This is a genomic window from Pseudarthrobacter sp. B907 (assembly GCF_040137805.1).
In the GTDB taxonomy this organism is placed as follows: domain Bacteria; phylum Actinomycetota; class Actinomycetes; order Actinomycetales; family Micrococcaceae; genus Arthrobacter.
Genome location: NZ_JBEEQE010000013.1, coordinates 37,341 through 61,651, shown reverse-complemented (window position 1 = coordinate 61,651; position 24,311 = coordinate 37,341). Strand labels below are relative to the sequence as shown.

Genomic DNA, 24,311 nt, shown 5'->3' with positions numbered 1-24,311 from the left:
TGGTCATGGCCGGGCCAGCCCTGCACTCGTCGGCCGGACGTAGGCCAGATGCGACCCTGAATGGTCAGTTTTTTCCCACAGGAAGTCGCGGCGGATGAACTTGAACAGCGCACGCAGGGCGGAAAATGCCAGAATGATCTGGTACACCGGCGTCCCGGCGATGAGCCGGAAGTAGTCGTACCCGCGGATCTTGAAACCATGGTCGCGGCCGAATTCGTGCAGCATGCAAATGTCGAACGCCACCGTGACGAGCGTAGGAATCAGGGGCAGGAACGTCACGAGCGTGACCAGGAGGGGGAACCGGCCCCACAGTGCGGCCAGGATTGCCAGCGGAATGCAAATTCCGGCCAGCGCCATGAAATGCTGCTGCATCAGCGTCCACCAAGCAATGGTCCGCATGCGTCTCGTTGGGAGCTGCTTCCAGTCACCCTTGGCGAATACCTGCATAAAGCCAAGGGACCAGCGGGTGCGCTGGCGGATCAGCGCATACAGGCTCTCGGGTGTCTCCTCACGGGTTACCAGCTCGGGCGCATACGCGACGATGATCCTTCGGCCGAGCGTTGACAGGCGGACACCGAGATCGCAATCTTCGGCCAGGCATGAACCGTCCCACCCGCCAACCTCGTTGAGCAGTTCGCGTTTGATGAAGACGGTGTTTCCGCCCAGGGGTATGAACCCCTGGCGGGAGTGGGCGTGCAGCCTGGACCTGAACCACGTGAAGTACTCAAGACAATTCCGCAGCGAATACCAGGTGTCGCGGTAATTGATCAGTTGCACGGCGCCTTGGACGACGTCGGCGTTTTTTGTTGCGAAGACACTATCAATGTGTGCCAGCAGGTCCTTGGCGGCTATTGACTCGGCATCGAAAACGCCAACAACGCTGTTCCGGCACAGGGACAATGCCATGTTGAGCTGGCGTGGCTTGTTCTTGGTTTCGCTGACGTCAACACTGACGCGCACCGAAGCGGGGAACTCGTTGGCGAGGCGGTGCGCTATCCGCACCGTCTCAGGATCGTCGTGGCCGACCGAAATAATCACTTCCTTGCTCGAGTGGCTCTGCGCCAGGAGTGCTGCGAGGGTGGCCCTCATGACGTCCTCGCGTTCGTTGCGGCAGGGCATGATCAGCGAGAAGGACTGGCTTTCTGTCTCCTGCAAGCCGGAGTAAGACGTGCGGCGCTGTGTCTTCGGGTCCCACCACGCGTAGGTGTTCAGGTAGAGCGTGGACAGGGCGATGGCAAACAGCGCGAGGGCGATCAGAATGACCAAAGTGCTGGCCACAGTTACCAGTGACATTTCGGGGCTCCAAGGACGTAGGCGGGCGCACGAATATTGGGCGGACGGGGAGAATTCGGGAGGGCTGGGGCTCAGTCGGCCGGCCCGCAGGCGATCCCGTCCGCATCGGTGTCGAGCTTCTGCGGGTCGATTCCGGCCTGGCGAACGTGGATTCCGTTCGGGAAGTACTTCCGCGCCTCATCGCACGTCCAGCTGTGAGGCATGGATGCCGGATCGGCTCCCGCATCCTTCATCTCCTGGAGGTGGCGGGCGAGGCTCGGCGGGATCGCCGGGAGGCATTGGCCTGCGTCGCCGTATTCCGCGAGGCAGCCACCCAAGGCCGGCGCCGCGCCGACAATATCGGCGGGGGCTGCAGTGCCGGCCTTAGGAAGGTTCCGCGAAGGGTCCTTACCGGAACGGGCGGCGTAGCCCACCTCGGCCCGGCCGGCCTCCTCCAGCGAAACCTCCGGTTTGTCGCCCGCACCCGGGCCGGTGGTTTCCGGCGGCATTTCCTGCAGTGGTGGTGCGCTGGCGGGGCCGGGAGTTTGCTGGTGATGGGAGGCGCCGGGTGCCTGCGGAGTTCCTGGAGAGGCAGGCGCTGCGGCCGGCCCGTCCGGGTTCCGGGACGCCCGGTCTGCCGCGCTGGCGGCAACTTCCGCGACGGTGGCAACCGCCGACGACCCGCTCCAGATCAGGGCGGCGGCCACTGCAGCAGCGGCTGCAGCCAGCGCCAGGGCTACGCCCAAGCGGCGTCGCGGCTTCACGGTATCGGCTTTCATGAGATCCAAACCCAACGTGCGACGCTCGGAATCCCGTCAGCTGTGAGAACTGTGAGCATGTAGGGTCCGGGCGGAAGGAGGTTACGGTTATTTGGTATTTGCGCTGTGCGGCCGGCATCGGTGCCGGACAGTGGCAGGTCCACGAGCCGGGCGTTGGTGTCCGTCTGGTGGGTGGCGGACATTGGCGACATCAGGGATGCGGACGTGACGTTGCCGGTGACGCCAAGCTGGATGGATTCCCCGTAGCTTGCCCGATCAGGTGCCGCGGTCACCGTGGGACGCGTGCCCTTGAAGAGGTAGGGCGGGCTGTAGACAGAGATCCTGAACTCGAAGGAATTGTCCAGGGGGTTCGACCCCATGATGGCAACCCGCCCGTCCGGCAGCAGGATTGCCGTCGAATGGTAGTTCCGGCCGACCGGATCGGCGTCGATCGACGTCCAGCTGTTGACGGCCGGATTGTAGATCGCTGCCGTCTGTACGTTGCCGGTGCGGTTCAACTGGGCCCCGTCGGCTGCAAGCACCGTTCGGTCGGGCAGGTTGATCAGGTTGACATAGAGCTTGCCGGGGCCTGGGAGATCGGGGCCCGGGACGTACTGAGGAGCCGCTTGTTTGAAGTCGATGATGTCCACGAGGTTGATGGCAGGGGTGTTGCCGTCGGTGTTGCCTCCGCCGACGATCATCAGTTTCTGATCCTGGGCCGGCCCGATGAAGACGGATCCGGCCTGGTCCCGCATGTCTTTTTGCCGGAGTCCCGGAACATCCCACATTGTGGCGGTGGTCCAGTCGTACAGCCTCGCTCCCGTGCCGGGCAGTCCGTTGCCGAAGGTGTGGCCGCCGGTGTAGAACATTTTGCCGTCGTCCATGAGGAACATGTGCGGGTAGGTTCCCCAGTAGCTCCAGGTCTGCGGGACCTGGGTTTGCGGCAGCCAGCTCATCGCCGAGGTGCTGAACATCTCAGTGAGGACCGTGCCTTTGGCGTTCTCGTCGATACCGCCCGCGGACCAGATGTCGCCGTTCCCGAGTTTGGTCAGGGAGGGGTACCAATGCGCACCGGCCATGTCATTAAGCGGGTGGAACTGGTCGTCTGCCGGGTCAAAGTAATAGCTCTTCCTGGATCCCTTGAAAGTGGTGGGGCCGGCTGTTGGAGCGGGGAAGGCCGCCGTGCCCCCTGCGATCAGGACCTTTCCGTCCGGGAGGGTGACGTGTCCGGAGCAAAACATGTCGTACGGCACCGGGACTTCCTTGAACGCGCCGCCGGTAGGGGACCAGACCATCGCTTTGAAGGTGCCGGCGGTGAAGTTCGCCCCGGAATTGCCTGAGCCCGCGATGAGTAGCAGCCGCCCGTCGTTCAGCAGGGTGGAGTGGATGGCGCGAATGGGAAGATTAGTCGACAAAACATCCCAGGAGCCCACTAAGCCGGGTGTTCCCGCGGGCGGGGGTGACGCCGGCTCGTACTTGACCATGGAGTAGTTGGTGGTCCTAAGCGATCCGTTTCCGCTGATCGAGAGCCCGAAGGCAATGCGGTCAACGCCGGCGGGTATCGCTGGTGTCCGCGCTTGCGCAGTGGTCCAGGCCGCTACCGCGGGAAGCTGTTTGATGTCGGTCCAGTATTTCCAGCCGGTGGACGAGTGGCTGAACAACGTCAGCCCAGAGGCCCCCGCTGCGGTCGACTTGTAATCGACCTTGAGGTCGTATTGGGCGCCCGGTGTCACCGCGGGGGCGCACCCCGCAGGCTCGGACTGGATGAGTTTCGCATCCCCGGAGACGTACGAGGCGACGGAGATGTCGAAGGACCGGGTGCCGGCGGTAGAATTCGGCGGAACGTCGGACGTAATTGTGGGGGTCAGCTGCCTATTTCCCCAGCCGGCAATCCGGAAGCAAGTGGGTGTCGGCGTTCCGTCCGCAAGATTGCCATTGGAAATTAATTCCCCGGTACTTGGCGGGGGCGCTATTACTTTATTAGCTAGTGAATAGTCGTCGGTAATTAATGTGCCATTAGCGGCCAGTGAAAGTCCAAAGACAATCTGATCGGTTCCGTCCGGAATCACCGGGGTGTCAGCCGCGGCGAGTGTCCAGTCGGTCGCCGCTACCTGTGCTTTGACGTCGCCCCAGTAGCTCCAGCCCTGGGCGGTGTGCCTGAACATTGTCAGCATGACCTTCGCCGTGGACTTGTACCAGACCTGCATCTCGTACGTCTGGCCGGGCGTGACGGTCGGAGCGCAGGCAGCACTCTCCGTCTGGAGCAGCTTCCGGTCTCCCTGGGTGTAGCCCGAGATGGCGACGCTGACGGCGCGCCCTCCCGTCCGGCCCGGAGCAAAGGTCCAGGTTCCCGCGGTTCCCCACCCCGAGCGTTTGAAGCAGGTGGGGTCGGTGGTTCCGTCCTCAAGGGAAGGATTTTTTACCAGGTTCTCCCCGGCCGCCACAGCCGGAGCGCCGGCAACACCCACCAGGAAGTTGAACGGAATCAGGATGCTCAGGATTATTGCCGTTAGCCAGCGCCTACGTCGAGGAAATTTCATCCCGGTATATCCCTGCTTCGAAAAAATGCGCCGCGAGCCCGAAATAGGAAGGCGGAAGAAGGGCAATTTCCATGCAGGAGATAAAGAACGGCGCCGCATTGAGACCCCCAAGAAAGAATGACTCATGAGAATACGAATGCGGCGAGTCTAACGACGGAAATGCTGGCCTTGAACCAGTAGTTGATACTCGTTGTTAATTACCTAATTTGTGCGACGCTACTTGAGTACTTAGGGTGTGGAACTACTCGGTCGGCGGATCTGTCACCACGATCCGGACCCCGCAGGCGTCGGCGGCGGCCTTCTTCAGCACGGACGCGCGGGGGTCCGGAACGTCCAGGAATGGAAGCCGCACCAGCGCCGAATAGCCCTTCAGTACGGGTTCGGCGAGGACCTGCTCGGCCAGGGTCCGGTCGCCGCCCGGGACGAGATACTCGACGCTGTGGGCCGCGAAGATGCGGGCGGCGTGGTCGGCCACGGCCTCCACCAGGGCGTCCGCCTGGTTCGCGCGGCGCCGGGCGAAGCGCTGCTGGGACCAGCCGCCGGCCGCCGTGCGGGACTGCACGTGCCGGGTTCCGGTCTTGGCCGCGAGCACCCGGCCCTCGGACACCACCGCCACGGAGTACCCGCCGCGGCGCACCAGGACCAGGCCGAGCCGCCGCGGCTGACCGGCCAGCGACGCGAGCCGGGCCACGGCATCCGCACCGCGGCCAGGCCGCCCGCCGTCCGGCCAGGGTGGCTGCAACAAGGCGGTGGCGCCGTCGGCCGCGAGCAGCCGCAGGCCCGCGTCGTCCGGCACCTCGCGTAATTCCCCGTGGCTGGCGCCAAACCGCTCCACCCAGCCGGCCAGCCGGCCGCCGGAGACGAACGCCACACGGGTGTCGGGGCTGGCCATGGCGTGGATCTCCGTTGTGAGGGTCAGGCGTCGGGGTGGCGGTGCGGCCGCCGTGCCGGGGCGGGCAGGAACTAGAAGTAGCCTATCTATGTGGATGATCTCTTTGGCGCAGGGCAGGACAACGCGTCCGCGCACGATGACGGCGACGCCGAAGAGCCGGCCTACGGCAGCTCCCCGGGCGGCACCCCGGCCCGCTCCGCCCCGCGCAGTCCGCTCGCGGTCCGGATGCGGCCGCGAAGCCTGGACGACGTCGTGGGCCAGCAGCACCTCCTCGGCCAGGGCTCGCCGCTGCGGCAGCTCGCGGCCGGCAGCGACGCCACCGGCCCGGCCGGGCCGAGTTCGCTGATCCTGTGGGGACCCCCGGGTACCGGTAAGACCACTCTGGCGCACGTGATCGCCAAGGGCCCGGGCCGCAAATTCGTCGAACTTTCCGCCATCACCGCCGGCGTCAAGGACGTCCGCCGGGTGATGGACGAGGCCCTCACCGCACGGGACCTCTACAAGACCACCACCGTGCTGTTCCTGGACGAGATCCACCGCTTCAACAAGGCCCAGCAGGACGCACTGCTTCCCGGCGTCGAGAACCGCTGGGTGGTCCTGGTCGCGGCCACCACGGAGAACCCGTCGTTCTCGGTAGTCTCGCCGCTGCTGTCCCGCTCGCTGTTGTTGACCCTCAAACCACTGACGGACGCCGACGTCGAGGGCCTGCTGCTCCGGGCCGCGGCGGACCCCCGTGGCCTGGGTGGCAAGGTGGAGCTCGACGACGACGCCTTGGCCCACCTGGTCCGGCTCTCCGGCGGGGACGCGCGCCGGGCGCTGACGGCGCTGGAGGCCGCGGCCGGCGTCGCGTTCGGGGACGCGGACGACGCCGGGGGGCCCGGCGGCGGTGCCGGCGAAACCCCGGTCAGGATCGAGCTCAAGCACACGGAGCGGGCGCTCGACGTCGCCTCGGTGCGCTACGACCGGGCCGGCGACCAGCACTACGACGTCGCCAGCGCCTTCATCAAGTCCATCCGCGGCTCCGACGTTGACGCCGCCCTGCACTACCTGGCCCGGATGCTGGAGGCGGGGGAGGACCCCCGGTTCGTGGCCCGGCGGATCGTGATCTCCGCTGCCGAGGACGTGGGCATGGCCGACCCCACCGCCCTCCAGACCGCGGTGGCCGCTGCCCAGGCGGTGCAGCTGATCGGGATGCCCGAAGGCCGGATCATCCTGGCCGAAGCCGTGGTCCACCTTGCCACCGCGCCGAAGTCCAACGCCGCCTACCTGGGCATCAACCAGGCGATCGCCGACGTCCGCGCAGGCATGGGCAACGGCATCCCCGCACACCTGCGCGATGCCCACTACCCCGGGTCCAAGCAACTGGGCCACGGCAAAGGCTACAAGTATGCGCACGACGCCCCGCACGCCGTCGCCACCCAGCAGTACCCGCCGGACGACCTGGTGGGCCGGAACTACTACGAACCCACCGGCAACGGCGCCGAACGCGACATCTCCACCCGGCTGGAGCGGCTACGGAAGATCATCCGGGGCAAGTGATCCTCTGGTAGGATAGATCGTTGTCTGGCAAGGCACGGACGCACAATCCACCAGTTTTCGGCAGTTCCTGCTGATTTGATGGGTTCGCCCTGTGCCCAGTAGCAAAAGGCAGCGGTTGGCCGATGCTCTCCATCGTGGAGGCCAGTAACACTGACACACCGCAGATATTGGAAGGACACAAGTGGCTAACAACACTCGTGCTCGCCGTACCGCACGCCTCTCGCGTGCACTCGGCATTGCTCTGACCCCCAAGGCCGCCAAGTACATGGAGCGCCGCCCGTACGGCCCCGGTGAGCATGGCCGTGCCCGCAAGAAGCAGGACTCCGACTACGCCGTACGTCTGCGCGAAAAGCAGCGTCTGCGCGCCCAGTACGGCATCCGCGAAGCCCAGATGACGCGTGCCTTCGAAGAAGCACGCCGCACCAAGGGCCTGACCGGTGAAAACCTGATCGAACTGCTCGAAATGCGTCTCGACGCCCTCGTGCTCCGTGCCGGCTTCGCCCGCACCATCGCCCAGGCCCGCCAGCTGGTTGTGCACCGCCACATCCTCGTTGACGGCATCCGCGTTGACCGCCCGTCTTTCCGCGTCGGTGAGGGCCAGCTGGTCCACGTCCACAGCCGCAGCGAGACCATGCCTCCGTTCCAGGTGGCAGCAGCCGGCGCGCACCGCGACGTCCTGCCCATGGTTCCGGCCTACCTGGACGTCAAGCTCGACGCCCTGCAGGCACGCCTGGTCCGTCGCCCCAAGCGCTCCGAAATCCCCGTGACCTGCGAAGAGCAGCTCGTCGTGGAATTCTACGCACGCTAGATCCAGCGCGACACCTTACAAAGAAGCCCGTGGCAAGCGCCGCGGGCTTCTTTGTATGTAAGGTACTTGGGGGAGTTCTCCGTTTGCCGCGCCCGGCGGCCGGAGAGCCATGCAGGAATCCACGTAGTTTCAAGGAGATGAACGTCTATGTCTGGTGGCGATATTGCCGGCCTGATCGCGGCCGGAGTGTTTGCACTGCTGGTCCTGCTGCTCGCCGTCCCCATCCTCAAGCTCGGGGGCGTGTTCGACGAGGTGCGCAGCACCATCCGCTCGATCAGCGACGGTGCCACCCCGCTCATGGATGAAGTCACCGCCACCGTCTCCACCACCAACCAGCAGCTGAAGAAGGTCGACGGCATCGCGTCCAACGTCTCGGACGCCTCGGCCAACATTTCGGCGCTGTCCTCGCTGGTCGCCGCAACCGTCGGCTCCCCGCTGATCAAGGTCGCCGCGTTCAGCTACGGCGTACGCTCCGCGTTCTCAGCCCGCAAGAAGCCCGCCACCGGCCGCCGCAGCCGCTGAAACCCTGACAGGAGCTGACATGAACAGAATCATCTGGATGGGCATCGGCGTCGCGATCGGCGTTATCGCTTTTCGCAAGCTCACCGAGGCGCAGTCCACGCTTGGCCCCGAGGGCCTGAACCGGGCCGTCGGCCGGCTCACCGACAGCGTCTACGACTTCGCCGACGCCGTCCGCGTCGGCATGCGCGAGCGGGAGACCGAACTCCGCTCCGCCCTCGGCGTTGACACGGGCATGGAAGCCGGCGTCGCGACGGGCGCCGGCGGCCGGGATGTCGCCCGGCGCTAGCCGGGGGAGAATGAATAGAGGGCGGTGCCTCTGGCGGGCCGCCTGACGGGCCACCGGCTCGGCCACCGGCCGGAACCAGGGCGTTCCGCGGACCAGGCGCGTGAACGCCAAACGCAGTGCAGATAGACGCAGTGAATATAAATGCAGTGAATATTGAAGGGTAAGAAACCAGGTTATGAAGTCGCAGGAGATCACCAAGCGCTGGATCGACTTTTTCGTCAGCAAGGGCCACACGGCGGTTCCCTCCGCCTCCCTGGTCTCCAGCGACCCGTCCCTGCTGTTCACCGTGGCCGGAATGGTGCCCTTCATTCCTTACCTGACCGCGCGTGAGGAAGCACCGTACCTGCGGGCCACCAGCGTGCAGAAGTGCATCCGCACCGGCGACATCGAGGAAGTCGGCAAGACCGCCCGGCACGGCACCTTCTTCCAGATGTGCGGCAACTTCTCCTTCGGCGACTACTTCAAGGAGGACGCCATCAAGTTCGCCTGGGAACTGCTCACCACCGGCGTCGACGACGGCGGCTACGGCCTGCCGCCGGAGCGCCTCTGGGTCACCGTCTACGAAGAGGACGACGAGGCCAAGGAACTCTGGCTGAAGAACACCGGCGTGCCGGCCGATCGCATCCAGCGGATGGGCAAGGCGGACAACTACTGGTCCACCGGCCAGCCGGGCCCCGCCGGACCCTGCTCCGAGATCTACTACGACCGCGGCCCCGCGTACGGCATCGAGGGCGGCCCGCTGGCCGACGAGACCCGGTACATCGAAATCTGGAACCTCGTGTTCATGCAGTACCAGATCGACAATGTCCGCTCCAAGGTGGACTTTGACATCACCGGTGAACTGCCGAAAAAGAACATCGACACCGGCCTCGGCATGGAGCGCCTCGCGATGATCCTGCAGGGCGTCGAGAACATGTACGAGACCGACCAGGTCCGCCCGGTGATCGACAAGGCCGCCGCGCTCTCGGGCAAGGAATACACCTCCGCCGAGACTCCCGAGGACCCGCACCACACCGACGACGTTCGGATGCGCGTCGTCGCCGACCACATCCGCTCGGCCCTGATGCTGATCGCCGACGGCGTCACCCCCTCCAACGAAGGCCGCGGCTACGTGCTGCGCCGCCTGATCCGCCGCGCCGTGCGCTCCATGCGCCTGCTCGGCGTCGAGAAGGCCTGCCTGCCCGAGCTGCTGCCCGCCTCCCGTGACGCGATGAAGGGCGTCTACCCCATCGTGGAGACCGACTTCGACCGGATCAGCCGGATCGCCTACGCCGAGGAAAAGGCATTCCTGCGCACCATCGCCTCCGGCACCGCCCGGCTCGAGGACGCCGTGAAGGAATCGCGCGCCGCCGGCCAGCCGCTCTCCGGCGCCGACGCCTTCGCCCTGCACGACACCTACGGCTTCCCGATCGACCTCACGCTGGAAATGGCCGAGGAGGCCGGGCTCAAGGTCGACGAGCCCGAGTTCCGCAAGCTGATGCTCGAACAGCGCCAGCGCGCCCAGGCCGATGCCAAGGGCAAGAAGGGCGCCCACGCGGACCTCAGCGCCTTCCAGGAGCTGCTCTCCGCCGGCGAGACGGTCTTCACCGGCTACACCGAGCTCGCCGGCGAGTCCAAGGTCCGCGGCATCCTGGCCGGCGGCCGGAAGGTCTCCCAGGCGTCCACCGGCGAGGAAATCGAACTGGTCCTCGCCGAGACCCCGTTCTACGCCGAGGCCGGCGGCCAGGCGGCCGACACCGGCCTGATCACCGGCGATGGCTTCGTCGTCGAGGTCCTGGACGTGCAGCGACCCATCAAGGGCCTCAGCGTGCACAAGGCCATCGTCCGTGAAGGCGAAATCGGCGCCGACTCGCTGGTTATGGCTGCCGTGGATCGGGAACGCCGGCACGCCGCCGAACAGGCGCACACCGGCACGCACATTGTGCACGCGGCCCTGCACCAGATCCTCGGCCCGGAGGCCCTGCAGCGCGGCTCCTTCAACAAGGCCGGCTACCTGCGCTTCGACTTCGCCTGGGGTGAGGGCCTCAGCGCCGCCACCCGCTCCGAAATCGAGGAAGTCTCCAACATCGCCATCCGCAACAACTTCCAGGTGGAAACCAAGGTGATGGGCCTCGCCGAGGCCAAGGCCCTCGGCGCCATGGCGCTGTTCGGCGAGAACTACGGCAACGAGGTCCGGGTCGTGGAGATCGACGGCGCCTGGTCCCGTGAACTTTGCGGCGGCACCCACGTGTCCAACACCTCACTGATCGGCAGCCTGTCGCTGCTCGGCGAACAGTCGGTCGGGTCGGGGAACCGCCGCGTGGAGGCCTTCGTGGGCATGGACGCGTTCCGCCACCTCGCCGCCGAGCGCGCCCTCGTGACCGAACTCACCGAGATGCTCAAGGTCCCCTCCGGGCTGCTGACCGAGCGGATCGCCGGCACCCTGGCGAAGCTCAAGGCGGCCGAGAAGGAGCTGGAGCGGCTGCGCAAGGAACAGCTCACCGCGGCGGCCGCCGCGCTTGTGGGCACCGCCAAGGACGCCGCCGGCGTCAGGGTCATCGCCCACGACGCCGGTATGGTCACCGGCGCCGACGATCTCCGCGGCCTGGCCCTGGACCTGCGGACCCGGCTCGGGTCCGAGCCGGCCGCCGTCGCGGTCGCGGGGGTCAGCAACGACCGCCCGGTCATCCTGATCGCCACCAACGAGGCCGCCCGCGCCGCGGGGGTCAAGGCCGGCGCCCTGGTCCGCCTCGCAGCAGGCATCCTCGGCGGCGGCGGCGGCGGCAAGGACGACGTCGCCCAGGGCGGCGGTACGGACGCGGCCAAGGTCGGCACGGCCCTCGCCGCTGTCGTGGACGCCATCACCAAGCGCTAGGCCACGAATGACTGATGCGGCCGTGCCCGGCGCCTACCCCCGGGGAGTGAAACTCGGGGTGGACGTCGGCACCGTGCGGGTGGGCGTCGCGGTCTGCGACCGCGACGGCATCCTGGCCACGCCCCTTCGGACGCTGGCACGAAACGTGAAAAAGAACACCGACGTGCGGCTCCTCGCAAAGCTCGCGATGGAACTCGAGGCGGTGGAGATCTTCGTCGGCCTGCCCCGCACCATGAAAGGCGAGGAGCACGCTTCCGCGCGAATGGCCACCGAGTATGCCAAGCTACTGGTCAGCACACTATTGGAGGCCGGATCCGGCGTGCCGGTGAGGCTGGTCGACGAGCGGCTGAGCACGGTTTCAGCCCACCGCGACCTGCACCAAGCTGGCATGAGCAGCAGGGACCACCGTAAAGTAGTGGATCAGGTTGCGGCAGCAGGTATTCTGCAGCATGCGATCGATATGCAAAAGGCCAGGGGAACGGATGTAGGAAACCGCGTCAGTGCGGACCTCCTTCCGGGGCCAACCGGAGGCTGCGACAACGCCGCCCCGGCAGTACACACGCATTCTGCACAACGCATTCTGCACAACACGGAAGGCTACAGTGAGCCCGGTCAACAATGACGACTCCTCTGGTGTTGCCAACAGCGGCGCCGGCCGTCCGCTGACGCGCAAGGAAATCAGGGCGCAGGAAAAGTCCCTGGCTACCCAGGGCCACGACGTCATCCCGCCCCAGGCCTTCGAGACCGGGCGTGAGACGCCCGACGTGACGCCACCGGCCGCGGCCCCTGTGGCCGCCGGCGAACCCGCCGCTGCCCCGGAACTCCCGGACGCCGCCCCCACGGTCCACGAGCCCGTCCACGAGGAACCCCTCTACGCGGAGCCCGTCCAGGCGGAACCCGTTCCCGAGGTTGCGGAGCACGCACCCGCCCACGAGGAGCCCGTGCGGGAGGAGCCGGCCTACGAGGCCGCAGAGCACGCACCCGTGCACGAGGAACCGGCCTACGAGGCCGTGCAGCACGCACCCGCCCACGATGAGCCCGTGCACGAGTACGCCGGGGGGATGACCCGCGAGGAAACCCTGCGCCGCGCCGACGAACTGCAGTACGGCCACGATCCCCACCACGACGCTGACTACGCCCCGGCCTACGCGGCGCATGCCGACGATGAGGACCCCCACGGCTACGACGACGGCGCCGGCCACGCCCTGATGGCCGGGGCAGCAACCCTCCCCACCGCCAAGGGACCGTCCAAGAAGGTCCGCCGGCGCCGCCGCTTCCTCGCCCTGGTCCTGACGCTGACAGTATTTGTGGTCGCGATCGTCGTGGGGGCACAGTTCATCAAACCCCTGCTCGGCGGCGACACCGTGGCCGATTACCCGGGCCCGGGCACCGGCGAAGTGACCATCACCGTCCCGCCGGGGGCCGGCCCCAAGTCCGTCGCCACCGACCTGCAGTCCAAGCAGGTCATCGCGAACTCGGAGTCCTTCCTCAAGCAGTTCGCTGCCTCCGGGGGAGCGTTGAGCCCGGGCACCTTCACGATGCGCAAGGAGATGAGCAACTCGGACGCCGTGGCCGCGCTGCTGAACAAGGAACAGGGCAAGGTCATGTACTTCGCCCTCAGCGCCGGCATGCGCCTGAACGAGTCGCTCCAGGCCATCTCCCAGGGCACCGGCGTCGCCGTGCCGGAACTCAAGGCGCTCAGTGATTCCCCGGCCCAGTTCGGCGTTCCGGCCAAGGCCAAGAACCTCGAGGGCTTCCTGTTCCCCGGCGAATACCGGTTCCCTGTCGGGACCAGCGCCAAGGACGTCCTGGCGAAGCTCGTCGGCAGCACACTCGATGAACTGAAGTCTCAGGGGGTCACCGATCCGGCCAAGCAGTACGACGCCGTCACGGTCGCCAGCATTGTGCAGGCCGAAGGCGGCCAGGCCGAATACGGTGACGTTGCTGGCGCGATCTACAACCGGCTCAAGCCCAACAACACCGAGACGGCCGGCCTGATCCAGTCCGACGCCACGGTGACCTACGGGCTGGGTATCCGGAGCTTCCACATCGACCCGGCGCAAAAGGCCGACAAGTCCAACCCGTACAACACGTACGCCAACACCGGCCTGCCGGCCGGCCCTATTGGTTCGCCGGGCAAGACGGCCATCGACGCCGCCGCCAAGCCCAAGACCAACGACTACCTCTACTGGGTCACCATCAACCTGGACACCAAGGAGACCAAGTTCTCCAAGACTTTGGCCGAGCACAACGGCTACGTGGCCAAGTACAACGCCTGGTGCGAGGCCAACCCCGGACGCTGCGTGTGACGCTGCGGGCTGCCGTCCTCGGCCATCCCATCAGCCACTCGAAGTCCCCGGCCCTGCACCGCGCCGCCTACACCCGGCTCGGCGCCGGCCTGGACTACGAGGCCATCGACGTAACCGTCGACGGGCTCCCGGCCTTTATGGCCGGGGTGCGCGCGGACGGACGCTGGCGCGGGCTGTCGGTGACAATGCCGCTCAAGGGTGCCATGGCCGCCGAGGTCGATGAGGTCCGCGGCGTGGCCCGGCAGTTGGGGGTCATCAACACCGTGGCCTTCGACGCCGCGGACGCGACGGGCGACGCCCGCGCCCGGCTCATCGGCTACAATACCGACGTCGCGGGAATCGTGAACGCCCTGCGCTACGCGGGCGTTGCCCCGAAGCCCTCGGCCGCCATCCTCGGCGGCGGCGGCACCGCCGCGGCCGCCGTGGCCGCGCTTAAGGAACTCGACGCCCCGGCCGCGTCAATCTTCGTCCGGGACACCGGCCGCGCCACCGAAGCCCGGACCGCGGCCGCCGCCGTCGGACTGGAACTGCAGGTGCTGCCGCTCGCCGGCGCGGCGACGGCTCTGGCGGCCGCCGACGTCGTGGTTTCCACACTCCCGCCGCGCGCCGCGGACCCGCTGGCGGACGAACTCACCCGGCTGCCCGGCACGGGAGCCGGGGTGCTGCTGGATGTCGCCTACGATCCGTGGCCCAGCCGGATCGCCGCGGCGTGGACCGCCGCGGGCGGGAAAGTGGTTCCGGGCCTCGAGATGCTGCTCTACCAGGCGGTCGAGCAGGTGCGGCTCTTCACCGGCCTTGGCTGGCCCGTCCCGGCCGAGGTCATAGATGTGATGTGTGACGCAGTCGGGGTGCCTCGACGGGTGTTCTGAGGGCCATGCATGGCAGGATGGATCGTATGTTGCGTTGGTTGACTGCCGGAGAATCCCATGGTCCGGCCCTGGTCGGAATTATCGAAGGCGTCCCCGCCGGTGTTGAGCTCAGCAGTGACCGAATCGTTGAGGCGCTGGCCCGCCGGCGGCTCGGTTATGGCCGCGGCGCCCGGATGAAGTTCGAACAGGACGTCGTGACCGTACTCGGCGGTGTCCGCCACGGACTGACCCAGGGCGGCCCCGTCGCCATCCAGGTCGGCAACACCGAATGGCCCAAGTGGGAGCAGATCATGTCTGCCGACCCGGTGGACCCCGAGGTCCTGGCCGACCAGGCCCGCAACGCACCCCTCACCCGCCCCCGTCCCGGCCACGCCGACTTCACCGGCATGCAGAAGTACGGCTTCGACGAGGCCCGGCCCGTCCTGGAGCGCGCCAGCGCCCGGGAAACCGCCACCCGCGTAGCCCTGGGCGCCGTCGCCGCCGCCTTCCTCGAACAGCTCGGCATCAAACTCGTCTCGCACACGGTCTCCATCGCCAGCGTCTCCGTCCCGGAGGGCCGACCGTTGCCGGCGCCGGAGAACGTGCTGGCCCTCGACGCCGACCCGCTGCGCTGCTTCGACCGTGAAACCTCGGACGCCATGGTCGCCGAAGTGGACGCGGCGCACATGGAAGGCGAAACGCTCGGCGGCGTTGTCGAGGTTCTCGCCTACGGACTGCCGCCGGGACTGGGCAGCTATGTCCACTGGGACCGCCGCCTCGACTCACGCCTGGCCGCTGCCCTGATGGGCATCCAGGCGATTAAGGGTGTGGAGGTCGGCGACGGGTTCCTCACCGCCGCGCGCCGCGGATCCGCCGCCCACGACGAGATCGTCAAAGACGCGGACGGCCGCATCATCCGCACCTCCAACCGCGCGGGCGGCATCGAGGGCGGCATGAGCATCGGCGACGTACTGCGCGTCCGGGCGGCCATGAAGCCCATCGCGACCGTGCCGCGCGCGCTCCGGACCGTGGACGTCAGCACCGGAGAGGCAGCGAAGGCCCACCACCAGCGTTCTGACGTCTGTGCGGTTCCGGCCGCGGGCGTCGTGGCCGAAGCCATGGTGGCCCTGGTCCTCGCCGAGGCGGTCACGGAAAAGTTCGGCGGGGACTCCGTGCAGGAGACCGCCCGCAACATCAAGGGTTACCTGGACAACATTCCGGCGTCCCTGGACTCGATCGGGCACTAGTGCCAGCGCCAGAAAACCTGCGCACGCCACAGCACCGCCCGGTCGTCCTGATCGGCCCGATGGCGGTCGGCAAGTCCGCGATCGGGCAGCAGCTGGCCCAGCACCTCGGCGCCCGCTTCGTGGACACCGACGCCGAGGTCGTCGCCCAGCACGGCACCATCGCGGATATTTTCGCCAGCCGGGGGGAATGCGCCTTCCGCGAACTCGAGGCGCGGGCCGTGGCGCACGCGATCGAGGACGCCGCCGGCAGCAGTGCCGCAGGCACGAACACCGCAGTCACCCCGACCGTCATCTCCCTCGGCGGCGGCGCGGTGCTGGATTCGGGAACCCAGCAGCTGCTCGCAGGCTGCACCGTGGTCTACCTCGAATGCGACGCCGACACCGTCTCCGAACGGATCGCCCGGAACTCGGGGCGCCCGCTCCTGGCCGGCGACGCGATGGAACGCTGGCGGACGCTGTTCGCCACCCGGCAGCCGGTCTACGAACGGCTTGCCGACCTGGTTCTCGATGTCCGGAGCGGTTCCGTGACGGACCTCGCACACCGGCTTGAAGATGCGCTGGAGCAACGGGCAGCCACACCTACCGCGGCGGCCCCCGCCCCAGCAGCGACAAAGGAAGTTGAATAGTGAGCAACGAATCAACCGTCATCAAAGTCACCGGCCAGGCCCCGGGGGAGAACTACGACGTCGTGGTCGGCCGCGGGCTGCTGGCCGCCCTGCCCGGCCTGCTGGGGGAGCGCGTCAAGCGCGTCCTGGTCATTCACCCGCGCGCGCTGCGGCTCACCGGCGACGCCGTCCGGGAAGAGCTGTCCACCGCGGGCTTTACCGCACTGACGGCGGAAATCCCGGACGCCGAGGAGGGCAAACACATCGAGGTGGCGTCGTTCTGCTGGCAGGTGCTCGGCCAGAACGACTTCACCCGCTCGGACGCGATCGTCGCCGTCGGCGGGGGAGCGGTCACCGACCTCGCCGGGTTCGTCGCCGCGACCTGGCTGCGCGGCGTCAAGGTCATTCACATGCCGACCAGCCTGCTCGGCATGGTGGACGCGGCCGTCGGCGGCAAGACCGGGATCAACACCGCCGAGGGCAAAAACCTCGTGGGCGTCTTCCATCCGCCGGCCGGTGTCCTCGCAGACCTGGACACCCTGGACACGCTGCCGAAGAACGAAATCATCTCCGGCATGGCAGAGGTCATCAAGTGCGGCTTTATCGCGGACCCCGCCATCCTCGAGCTGATCGAGAAGGACCCGGCCGCGGTCACGGATCCCCGCTCGGACATCCTGCGCGAACTGATCGAGCGCGCCATTACGGTCAAGGCCCGCGTGGTCTCCGAGGACCTGAAGGAAACCGGACAGCGGGAGATCCTCAACTACGGCCACACCCTTGGCCACGCAATCGAACTCGCCGAACGCTACTCCTGGCGCCACGGCGCCGCCGTCTCGGTGGGCATGATGTTCGCCGCCGAACTGGCCCGCAGCGTCGGCCGGCTCAGCGATGCCGACGCCGACCGGCACCGTGACATCCTGGAAAGCCTCGGGCTTCCCATCAGCTACCGCCGCGACCGCTGGCAGGCACTGCTGGACGGCATGCGGCGGGATAAGAAGTCCCGCGGCGACCTGCTGCGTTTTGTGGTGCTCGACGGCGTGGGACGCCCCGGCATCCTGGACGTTCCGGACACTTCACTGCTCTTTGCCGCGTACCAGGAAATCGCGTCCTGATGATCAGCGACAGCGCCGGGACCAGCGAGTGGCCGGACGGCGGGTTCCCCGGCATCCGGATCAACCCGGAAACCCTTATGCCGCAGCTCGTCAACGGGGAAGCCTGCGCCGCGGCGCTGGCCGCCTCCACTGACCCCACCGACCGGATTTTCGTGCGCCTTGTGGAGGGTCACCCGGGCGAAGCCGCCGAGCTGCTGGCCGAAGCCCGGTACAAGGACCCGGACTCCTTCCGGCTGCGGATGTTCGAGGCGGAGGTCCTGCGGGTATCGCACCGCTTCGACCGCGCCGTCGAACTCTACCGCCAGCTCCTCGCCGAGGCGCAAGGCACCCCGGAAGAGGCGGCCGTCCGGCAGCACCTGGGCCGGTCCCACTTCGCCGCCGGCAACATCGCCGCCGCCGTCGAGTCCTTCGCCCGGGCGCTGGACCTGCGGGTGGCCGGCGCCGCGGACGCGTCGCTGATCTACTCCTCGACGGTGGCGCTGCAACGCGCCCGGGACGTGCTGGACCTTGCCTGCTGACGGCCCGTCCGGCAGCCCCGGCGCAAAACCGGTAGAATGGTTCTTGGATTTTTGATAAATACGCGCTGGCAGGCCCTTTTCGGCTCGCCTGCCTGGCATAAGCGGCTGGCAGCTAGAACCAGTCCACGAGGAAACCTGAGGATACTGTGGCAACGACTAACGACATCAAGAACGGAACCGTGCTGAAGCTTGAGGGCCAGCTCTGGAACATCATCGAGTTCCAGCACGTCAAGCCCGGCAAGGGTGGCGCCTTCGTGCGGACCAAGATGCGCAACGTGATGTCCGGCAAGGTCGTCGACAAGACCTTCAACGCCGGCCTCAAGATCGAGACCGCCACGGTGGACCGCCGCGACTACCAGTACCTGTACCAGGACGGCGCCGACTTCGTGTTCATGGACACCTCGGACTTCGACCAGCTCACCGTGTCCGCCGCCACCGTCGGCGACGCCACCAACTTTATGCTCGAAAACCAGATGGTGAACATCGCCATCCACGAGGGCAACCCGCTGTACATCGAACTGCCGCCGAGCGTCGTGCTGGAAATCACCTACACCGAGCCGGGCCTGCAGGGCGACCGCTCCTCGGCCGGTACCAAGCCCGCCACGCTCGAGACCGGCTACGAGATCCAGGTGCCGCTGTTCGTTGAGAACAACACCAAGGTCAAGGTCGACACCCGCGACGGCAGCTACCTTGGCCGGGTCAACGACTAGTGAGCGCCCGCGGTAAGGCCCGTAACCGGGCCCTGGATGTTCTCTTCGAGGCGGAGCAGCGCTCCACCTCGGCCTTCGATGTGCTGCGTTCCCGTCGTGAACAGACGGACCAGATCATCAACCCGTACACGCTGGAAATCGTCGAGGGCGTTGTGTCCCACCAGACGGCTATCGACGAGTTCCTCGAAACCTACTCGCAGGGCTGGTCGCTGGAGCGGATGCCCTCGGTGGACCGCATCATCCTGCGGATCGGCACCTGGGAGCTGCTCTACAACGACGACGTACCCGACGGCGTTGCCGTCAGCGAGGCGGTGGCGTTGGCCAAGACACTCTCGACCGACGAGTCGCCGCAGTTCATCAACGGCCTGCTGGGCCGCCTCCAGCAGCTCAAGCCGTCGCTGCTGGCCTAGCCGCACCGCGCACCGAAACAGCATCAAGGGCCGGAGCCCGCCGCGAGGCGGGCGCCGGCCCTTGGCGTTTCTGCCCGGCCCCGGGGCAGCGTGTCCGAAGGGGTTCGGTCCCGAGGCGGTCAGCGCAGCAGGGCCGCGCGCAGGGCCCGGACCTCATCCAGCTGGTGGCGCTCGTCGAGCTGGTTCGCCGCAACGTCCCGGCCGCTGAGGATCCGCTGGCGGGTGAAGGCCAGCCGGGTGGCGGCGTGCAGGAACGCCTTCATGTCCGATGCCCGGCCGATTGACCGGGCCCAGCGCTTCGCCGCGCTGCGCCCTGCCGGGGTGGCCAGCATCGCCACCTCCTGGCCGGTGAACCACCCCGCCGCCGCGTACTCCTGCAGCCGTTGCCGGGTCAGCCGGCGCTCGGCCACGCGGAGCAGCACCACCACCAGCACGGCAAGCAGGAAGATCGGCACCTGGACCAGGATGTACTGCGCCAGGAAATCCTGGCCCATGGAGTTCCAGCCGCTGTGCACGACCATGGCCGGGACCAGCCCCGCCGGGAACGCGAGCAGGGTGAGGCCCGAGTGCCCGCGGCGCGCGGCCAAGCCCAGGATGAGTCCGGTGGTGCCGGTAAAGATGGCGTGGGCGAACGGGGACATCACCCCGCGCAGGAAAAACACCACGGCCAGGTCCACGCCCGGGGTGCTGGACTCGGCGATGGCCCGGCCGAAGTACAGGATGTTCTCGGTGAAGGCGAACCCGCCCGCAATGGTGAACGCGAAAACGACGCCGTCCACCGGCCCGTCGAACTGCTTCCGGGCGAAAACCAGCAGCAACAACAATCCGAGCGACTTTGCGAACTCCTCCACAACCGGCGCCTGGATGGTGACGGCGAAGGTCGTGTAGTCCAGTCCGGACGCCGGACCCGCGGCGAGCGAAAAGAAGGGCTGGAGCAGCATCGTGACGGACACCGAGACCAGCGCGCCCCAGCCGAACGCGAAGAACAGCAGCCGCTTCGGCTCGGGCTCCCAGCGGTCGATGTAGCGGACCGCCAGCAGGACCGAGCCGAGCGGCAACAGCGAGGCGATGAACCCCACCACAAAACCGCCGGGCCCGGTGTTTTCCAGCAGATAGGGCAGCACCAGGAACAGGCTCACGAAGGCGAGGACCCCGCCGCCCAGCACCAGCGCCGCCCCGCCGGCCGAGGCGCGGGCCCGCGGCGCGGTGGATGCCGGCGGTAGTCCCGGCTGCCCGAACGTGGTGGCGGACGGCGTCTGGCCGAGGCCCGGCGCCGGCCGGTAGTACTCCGGCTGGACCTGGCCCAGCCAGCTGGGGTTGGCCTGCTGCGGGCTCTGGCCGGGCGGGGCCTGCCGGCCGGGCGGGGGATCGAAGCTTGTCATGGCACGAGCCTAGGGCGCGGGCGCCGCGCGGCCCAAGACGCGGGGCCGCGGATGTGACGCACACCGCCCTTCCCGGCGCCGGGAGGCGGCTGCCTGTGTGGTAATTTGAAAGAGCAAATGATCCTTTTTTAATTCCGTCCCGTGAGGCGGGGAAAGGGGAGACGAGCGTTGACTTCTGTTCCAGAAGCACCGGTTCCGGCCAAGGTCCAGCTCAGCAGGGTTGTCCTCAACCAGGCTGACATTGACCGTGCACTCACTCGTATCGCCCATGAGATTCTCGAGTCCAACAAGGGCTCCCAGGACCTGGTCCTGCTGGGCATCCCGCGGCGGGGTTACCCGCTCGCCGTCCGGCTCGCCGCAAAAATCGCCGCCGCCGACCCCACCGTGGACCCTGCCGCGATCGTCGGCCAGCTGGATGTGACCATGTTCCGCGACGACCTCTCGCACCAGCCGACCAGGCCGCCGTACCCTACCCAGCTGCCCCGCACCGGGATCGACAACAAAGTCGTGGTCCTGATCGATGACGTCCTGTACTCCGGGCGCACCATCCGCGCCGCGCTGGACGCCATCATCGACCTCGGCCGGCCCCGGATCGTCCGCCTCGCCGTCCTGATCGACCGCGGCCACCGGGAGCTGCCGATCCGCGCCGACCACGTCGGCAAAAACCTCCCCACCTCCTCCGCGGAAAAGGTCCGCGTCCGGCTCGAGGAAACCGATTCCACCGACGGCGGCGCCGTGAATGAAGTTGTCATCGAGGCGACCGCATGAGGCACCTGCTCTCCACCGAAGGCCTCAGCCGCGCCAGCGCCATCCGCATCCTCGACACCGCCGAAGAGATGGCCGCGGTGGGCGAGCGCGAGGTCAAGAAGCTCCCGGCGCTGCGCGGCCGCACCGTGGTGAACCTGTTTTTCGAGGACTCCACCCGCACCCGCATCTCCTTCGAGGCGGCCGCCAAGCGGCTCTCGGCGGACGTCATCAACTTCGCCGCCAAGGGTTCCTCCGTTTCGAAGGGCGAATCTCTCAAGGACACGGCCCAGACGCTCGCCGCGATGGGGGCCGACGCCGTCGTGATCCGGCACTGGGCCTCCGGAGCCCCGCACCGGCTGGCCGCGACGGACTGGATCGACGCCGCCGTGATCAACGCCGGCGACGGCACCCACGAACACCCCACCCAAGCCCTGCTGGATGCGTTCACCATGCGCCGGCACTGGTCCAAACTGGCGGGCACCCCGTCGGCCGGGGCCGACCTGGCAGGCATGCGCGTCGCGATCGCCGGGGACGTCCTGCACTCCCGGGTCGCCCGTTCCAACGTCTGGCTGCTGCGCACCCTCGGCGCCGAAGTTACGCTCGTTGCCCCGCCCACCCTGCTGCCGGTCGGCGTCGAGCAGTGGCCGTGTACCGTCAGCTACGACCTTGACGAGACCCTCGCCGGGGGCGTGGACGCGATGATGATGCTCCGCGTACAGGGCGAGCGGATGAACGCCTCGTTCTTCCCGACCACCCGCGAATACTCGCGGCGTTGGGGCTTTGACGACAACCGGCTCCGCGCGCTCGACAGCCTGGGCCTGAAGGACACCATCATCATGCACCCCGGCCCGATGAACCGCGGGCTGGAAATTTCCTCGGCCGCCGCCGACTCGCCCCGCTCCACCGTGCTGGCACAGGTGCGCAACGGCGTGTCCGTCCGGATGGCCGCCCTCTACCTGCTGCTCTCCGGGGACACCCGCGAACCAGCAACCCCCACCGCCGCCTACTCCAAGGAGAGCCACTGATGGCATCACAGCAACAGGACGCAGGCAGCACCGGCGCCTACCTCATCCGGGGAGCCTCGATCCTCGGCGGGGCCGCCGAGGACCTGCTGATCCGCGACGGCGTCATCGCCGCCCGCGGCCGGGACCTCGCCGCCGACGGCGCCACCGTCATTGACGCCGCCGGCCTCGTGGCCCTGCCGGGCATGGTGGACATCCACACGCACCTGCGCGAACCCGGCCGCGAAGACGCCGAAACGGTCGAGACCGGCACCCGCGCCGCGGCGCTGGGCGGCTACACCGCGGTGCACGCGATGGCCAACAGCACCCCGGTGGCGGACACCGCCGGCGTCGTCGAACAGGTCCTCACCCTGGGCCGCGCCGCCGGCTGGGTGGACGTCCACCCGGTCGGCGCCGTCACCGTGGGCCTGGCCGGCGAGCAGCTCGCCGAACTCGGCGCCATGGCCGACTCCCGCGCTAAGGTGCGGGTCTTCTCCGACGACGGGATCTGTGTCAGCGACCCGGTCCTGATGCGCCGGGCCCTGGAATACGTCAAGGCGTTCGACGGCGTCGTCGCCCAGCACGCGCAGGAACCGCGGCTCACCGCCGGTGCGCAAATGAACGAGGGGGTGGTCTCCGCGGTGCTCGGCCTCACCGGCTGGCCCGCCGTCGCCGAGGAAAGCATCATCGCCCGCGACGTGCTGCTCGCCCAGCACGTCGGATCCCGGCTGCACGTCTGCCACGTGTCCACCGCGGGTTCCGTGGAAATTGTGCGCTGGGCTAAATCCCGCGGCATCAATGTCACGGCCGAGGTCACCCCGCACCACCTCTGGCTGACCGATGAACTGGTCCGCAGCTACGACCCGGTCTACAAGGTCAACCCGCCGCTGCGCACCGACCAGGATGTCCAGGCCCTGCGCGCGGCACTGGCGGACGGCACCATCGACGTCGTTGGCACCGACCACGCCCCGCACCCGAGCGAACACAAGGAATGCGAATGGGCGCAGGCCGCGATGGGCATGACCGGGCTGGAGACCGCCCTGTCGGTGGTGCAGCACACCATGATCGAGACCGGCCTGATGACCTGGGCCGACTTCGCCCGCGTGACCTCCACCGCTCCCGCCACGATTGGCCGGCTCGCAGACCAGGGCCGGCCGCTGGAGCCCGGCGAACCCGCCAACGTCACACTCGTGGACCCGGCTGCGCGCTGGACCGTGGACCCTTCTAAGATGGCAACCATGGGCCGTAACTCTCCGTTTGCCGGCCGGGAACTCCCGGGCAAGGTGGTGGCCACCTTCTTCAAGGGACATCCGACCGTGCTGAACGGCGAACTCAACAGCCCGTACCGGTGGCTCCCCGACGGCACAGAGACCGCCGACACCGCGGCGGCGGGCCGCCCCTGATGGTCAAGGAACTCTCCCTGCTGTTCACCCTGGTCCTGATCGCCGCCGCGCTGGCGCTGATCTGGCTCGGCTGGCGGAACCGGCTGCGGCGCCAGGCCGACGTCGAACCCCTCCCCGCGGTTCCCGCCGTGCTGGGCAGCCCGCTGGCGGGCGCCGACGGCCAGTACGTCGCCTCCACCACCGCCGGGGACTGGCTCGACAGGATCGCCGTCCACCAGCTGGGCATCCGCACCAACGCCGTGCTCAGCGTGCACCCCGAAGGGGTGCTCTTCGAACGCTCCGGCGCCGGGCCCGTCTTTATCCCGGCCGCGCGGCTCAGCGGCGTCCGGCAGGAGAGCGGCATGGCCGGAAAGTTCGTCGAAAAGGACGGTCTGCTGGTGCTCAGCTGGATGCTCGGCTCCCGGGAACTCGACACCGGGTTCCGCACCCGCCGGGCCGAGGACAAGGCCCTGCTCCTGGCCACCCTCCAAGATTTGATCTCCGCAGCCCCTCAGGCAGATGCCGATAGTGGAAAGTAACGACGTGACGGAAACCCACGAAGTGTCAGA

General features: G+C 67.8%; 23 protein-coding genes. 18 read left to right on the top strand and 5 right to left on the bottom strand.

Annotation, left to right across the window (positions count from 1 at the left end):
- Positions 1–3 precede the first annotated feature (3 nt).
- The 4 genes from ABLI39_RS12230 to ABLI39_RS12215 all read right to left on the bottom strand — a co-directional run bounded on the left by ABLI39_RS12230 (position 4) and on the right by ABLI39_RS12215 (position 5,462).
- The gene (locus ABLI39_RS12230; protein WP_349413697.1) at positions 4–1,293 is read right to left on the bottom strand and encodes a glycosyltransferase family 2 protein; all 1,290 of its coding nucleotides are present in this window, start codon (positions 1,291–1,293) and stop codon (positions 4–6) included.
- A gap of 71 nt (positions 1,294–1,364) precedes the next feature.
- On the bottom strand, positions 1,365–2,051 hold the full coding sequence (locus ABLI39_RS12225) for an excalibur calcium-binding domain-containing protein (protein WP_349413696.1): 687 nt from the start codon (positions 2,049–2,051) through the stop codon (positions 1,365–1,367).
- Complete coding sequence (locus ABLI39_RS12220; RefSeq protein ID WP_349413695.1) at positions 2,048–4,570, bottom strand: galactose oxidase early set domain-containing protein; 2,523 nt, start codon at positions 4,568–4,570, stop codon at positions 2,048–2,050. The genes ABLI39_RS12225 and ABLI39_RS12220 overlap by 4 nt, the downstream gene beginning before the upstream one ends.
- Positions 4,571–4,811: 241 nt before the next feature.
- Positions 4,812–5,462 carry an acVLRF1 family peptidyl-tRNA hydrolase gene (locus tag ABLI39_RS12215; protein WP_349413694.1) on the bottom strand — a complete coding sequence of 217 codons (651 nt, stop codon included), beginning with the start codon at positions 5,460–5,462 and terminating at the stop codon, positions 4,812–4,814.
- Positions 5,463–5,552: 90 nt separating this feature from the next.
- Here ABLI39_RS12215 and ABLI39_RS12210 point away from each other — a divergent pair, with 90 nt between their 5' ends.
- The 14 genes from ABLI39_RS12210 (at position 5,553) to nusB (ending at position 19,230) form a co-directional block, all read left to right on the top strand.
- Entirely contained in the window at positions 5,553–7,001 is a 1,449-nt protein-coding gene (locus tag ABLI39_RS12210; RefSeq protein WP_349413693.1) for a replication-associated recombination protein A, read from the top strand.
- Between the two features lie 181 nt (positions 7,002–7,182).
- Complete coding sequence (gene rpsD, locus ABLI39_RS12205) at positions 7,183–7,809, top strand: 30S ribosomal protein S4 (RefSeq protein WP_091251848.1); 627 nt, start codon at positions 7,183–7,185, stop codon at positions 7,807–7,809.
- Positions 7,810–7,956: 147 nt separating this feature from the next.
- Positions 7,957–8,331, top strand: a complete 375-nt coding sequence (locus tag ABLI39_RS12200) for a DUF948 domain-containing protein (protein WP_175321020.1) — start codon at positions 7,957–7,959, stop codon at positions 8,329–8,331.
- A 19-nt stretch (positions 8,332–8,350) separates the two neighbouring features.
- A complete protein-coding gene (locus ABLI39_RS12195) occupies positions 8,351–8,617 on the top strand; it encodes a hypothetical protein (RefSeq protein WP_502935227.1) in 267 nt (88 codons plus the stop codon).
- A 175-nt stretch (positions 8,618–8,792) separates the two neighbouring features.
- The gene (gene alaS, locus ABLI39_RS12190) at positions 8,793–11,471 is read left to right on the top strand and encodes an alanine--tRNA ligase (protein WP_349413692.1); all 2,679 of its coding nucleotides are present in this window, start codon (positions 8,793–8,795) and stop codon (positions 11,469–11,471) included.
- Between the two features lie 7 nt (positions 11,472–11,478).
- Complete coding sequence (ruvX, locus tag ABLI39_RS12185) at positions 11,479–12,093, top strand: Holliday junction resolvase RuvX (RefSeq protein ID WP_349413691.1); 615 nt, start codon at positions 11,479–11,481, stop codon at positions 12,091–12,093.
- Positions 12,074–13,780, top strand: coding sequence for an endolytic transglycosylase MltG (gene mltG / locus ABLI39_RS12180; RefSeq protein WP_349413690.1), 1,707 nt, complete (start codon positions 12,074–12,076; stop codon positions 13,778–13,780). The genes ruvX and mltG overlap by 20 nt, the downstream gene beginning before the upstream one ends.
- A complete protein-coding gene (locus ABLI39_RS12175) occupies positions 13,777–14,649 on the top strand; it encodes a shikimate dehydrogenase (protein WP_349413738.1) in 873 nt (290 codons plus the stop codon). The genes mltG and ABLI39_RS12175 overlap by 4 nt, the downstream gene beginning before the upstream one ends.
- Positions 14,650–14,675: 26 nt before the next feature.
- Positions 14,676–15,875, top strand: coding sequence for a chorismate synthase (aroC, locus tag ABLI39_RS12170; protein ID WP_349413689.1), 1,200 nt, complete (start codon positions 14,676–14,678; stop codon positions 15,873–15,875).
- The gene (locus ABLI39_RS12165) at positions 15,875–16,501 is read left to right on the top strand and encodes a shikimate kinase (protein WP_502935226.1); all 627 of its coding nucleotides are present in this window, start codon (positions 15,875–15,877) and stop codon (positions 16,499–16,501) included. The genes aroC and ABLI39_RS12165 overlap by 1 nt, the downstream gene beginning before the upstream one ends.
- Positions 16,501–17,592, top strand: a complete 1,092-nt coding sequence (aroB, locus tag ABLI39_RS12160) for a 3-dehydroquinate synthase (RefSeq protein WP_349413688.1) — start codon at positions 16,501–16,503, stop codon at positions 17,590–17,592. Before ABLI39_RS12165 ends, aroB begins: the two co-directional genes overlap by 1 nt.
- Complete coding sequence (locus ABLI39_RS12155) at positions 17,592–18,110, top strand: tetratricopeptide repeat protein (RefSeq protein ID WP_349413687.1); 519 nt, start codon at positions 17,592–17,594, stop codon at positions 18,108–18,110. The genes aroB and ABLI39_RS12155 overlap by 1 nt, the downstream gene beginning before the upstream one ends.
- Before the next feature lie 146 nt (positions 18,111–18,256).
- Positions 18,257–18,820, top strand: coding sequence for an elongation factor P (gene efp, locus ABLI39_RS12150; protein WP_018773146.1), 564 nt, complete (start codon positions 18,257–18,259; stop codon positions 18,818–18,820).
- Entirely contained in the window at positions 18,820–19,230 is a 411-nt protein-coding gene (gene nusB / locus ABLI39_RS12145; RefSeq protein ID WP_138769232.1) for a transcription antitermination factor NusB, read from the top strand. Before efp ends, nusB begins: the two co-directional genes overlap by 1 nt.
- A 119-nt stretch (positions 19,231–19,349) precedes the next feature.
- On the opposite strand, the gene ABLI39_RS12140 is transcribed toward nusB, so the two are convergent.
- Entirely contained in the window at positions 19,350–20,612 is a 1,263-nt protein-coding gene (locus tag ABLI39_RS12140) for a PrsW family intramembrane metalloprotease (protein ID WP_349413686.1), read from the bottom strand.
- Between the two features lie 168 nt (positions 20,613–20,780).
- Here ABLI39_RS12140 and pyrR point away from each other — a divergent pair, with 168 nt between their 5' ends.
- From pyrR to ABLI39_RS12120, 4 genes are read left to right on the top strand one after another with little or no spacing between them, the layout of a single operon-like run.
- Complete coding sequence (pyrR, locus tag ABLI39_RS12135) at positions 20,781–21,380, top strand: bifunctional pyr operon transcriptional regulator/uracil phosphoribosyltransferase PyrR (protein ID WP_349413685.1); 600 nt, start codon at positions 20,781–20,783, stop codon at positions 21,378–21,380.
- The gene (locus tag ABLI39_RS12130; RefSeq protein WP_349413684.1) at positions 21,377–22,384 is read left to right on the top strand and encodes an aspartate carbamoyltransferase catalytic subunit; all 1,008 of its coding nucleotides are present in this window, start codon (positions 21,377–21,379) and stop codon (positions 22,382–22,384) included. The genes pyrR and ABLI39_RS12130 overlap by 4 nt, the downstream gene beginning before the upstream one ends.
- A complete protein-coding gene (locus tag ABLI39_RS12125; protein ID WP_349413683.1) occupies positions 22,384–23,763 on the top strand; it encodes a dihydroorotase in 1,380 nt (459 codons plus the stop codon). Before ABLI39_RS12130 ends, ABLI39_RS12125 begins: the two co-directional genes overlap by 1 nt.
- A complete protein-coding gene (locus ABLI39_RS12120; RefSeq protein WP_349413682.1) occupies positions 23,763–24,281 on the top strand; it encodes a PH-like domain-containing protein in 519 nt (172 codons plus the stop codon). Before ABLI39_RS12125 ends, ABLI39_RS12120 begins: the two co-directional genes overlap by 1 nt.
- The last annotated feature ends 30 nt before the right edge of the window (positions 24,282–24,311 follow it).

Bases quoted from the DNA above. Each gene is read 5' to 3' on its own strand.
- ABLI39_RS12230 (WP_349413697.1), bottom strand. From the start codon at position 1,293: ATGTCACTGGTAACTGTGGCCAGCACTTTGGTCATTCTGATCGCCCTC.
- ABLI39_RS12225 (WP_349413696.1), bottom strand. From the start codon at position 2,051: ATGAAAGCCGATACCGTGAAGCCGCGACGCCGCTTGGGCGTAGCCCTG.
- ABLI39_RS12220 (WP_349413695.1), bottom strand. From the start codon at position 4,570: ATGAAATTTCCTCGACGTAGGCGCTGGCTAACGGCAATAATCCTGAGC.
- ABLI39_RS12215 (WP_349413694.1), bottom strand. From the start codon at position 5,462: ATGGCCAGCCCCGACACCCGTGTGGCGTTCGTCTCCGGCGGCCGGCTG.
- ABLI39_RS12200 (WP_175321020.1), top strand. From the start codon at position 7,957: ATGTCTGGTGGCGATATTGCCGGCCTGATCGCGGCCGGAGTGTTTGCA.
- ABLI39_RS12195 (WP_502935227.1), top strand. From the start codon at position 8,351: ATGAACAGAATCATCTGGATGGGCATCGGCGTCGCGATCGGCGTTATC.
- alaS (WP_349413692.1), top strand. From the start codon at position 8,793: ATGAAGTCGCAGGAGATCACCAAGCGCTGGATCGACTTTTTCGTCAGC.
- ruvX (WP_349413691.1), top strand. From the start codon at position 11,479: ATGACTGATGCGGCCGTGCCCGGCGCCTACCCCCGGGGAGTGAAACTC.
- aroC (WP_349413689.1), top strand. From the start codon at position 14,676: ATGTTGCGTTGGTTGACTGCCGGAGAATCCCATGGTCCGGCCCTGGTC.
- ABLI39_RS12155 (WP_349413687.1), top strand. From the start codon at position 17,592: ATGATCAGCGACAGCGCCGGGACCAGCGAGTGGCCGGACGGCGGGTTC.
- ABLI39_RS12140 (WP_349413686.1), bottom strand. From the start codon at position 20,612: ATGACAAGCTTCGATCCCCCGCCCGGCCGGCAGGCCCCGCCCGGCCAG.
- ABLI39_RS12130 (WP_349413684.1), top strand. From the start codon at position 21,377: ATGAGGCACCTGCTCTCCACCGAAGGCCTCAGCCGCGCCAGCGCCATC.
- ABLI39_RS12125 (WP_349413683.1), top strand. From the start codon at position 22,384: ATGGCATCACAGCAACAGGACGCAGGCAGCACCGGCGCCTACCTCATC.
- ABLI39_RS12120 (WP_349413682.1), top strand. From the start codon at position 23,763: ATGGTCAAGGAACTCTCCCTGCTGTTCACCCTGGTCCTGATCGCCGCC.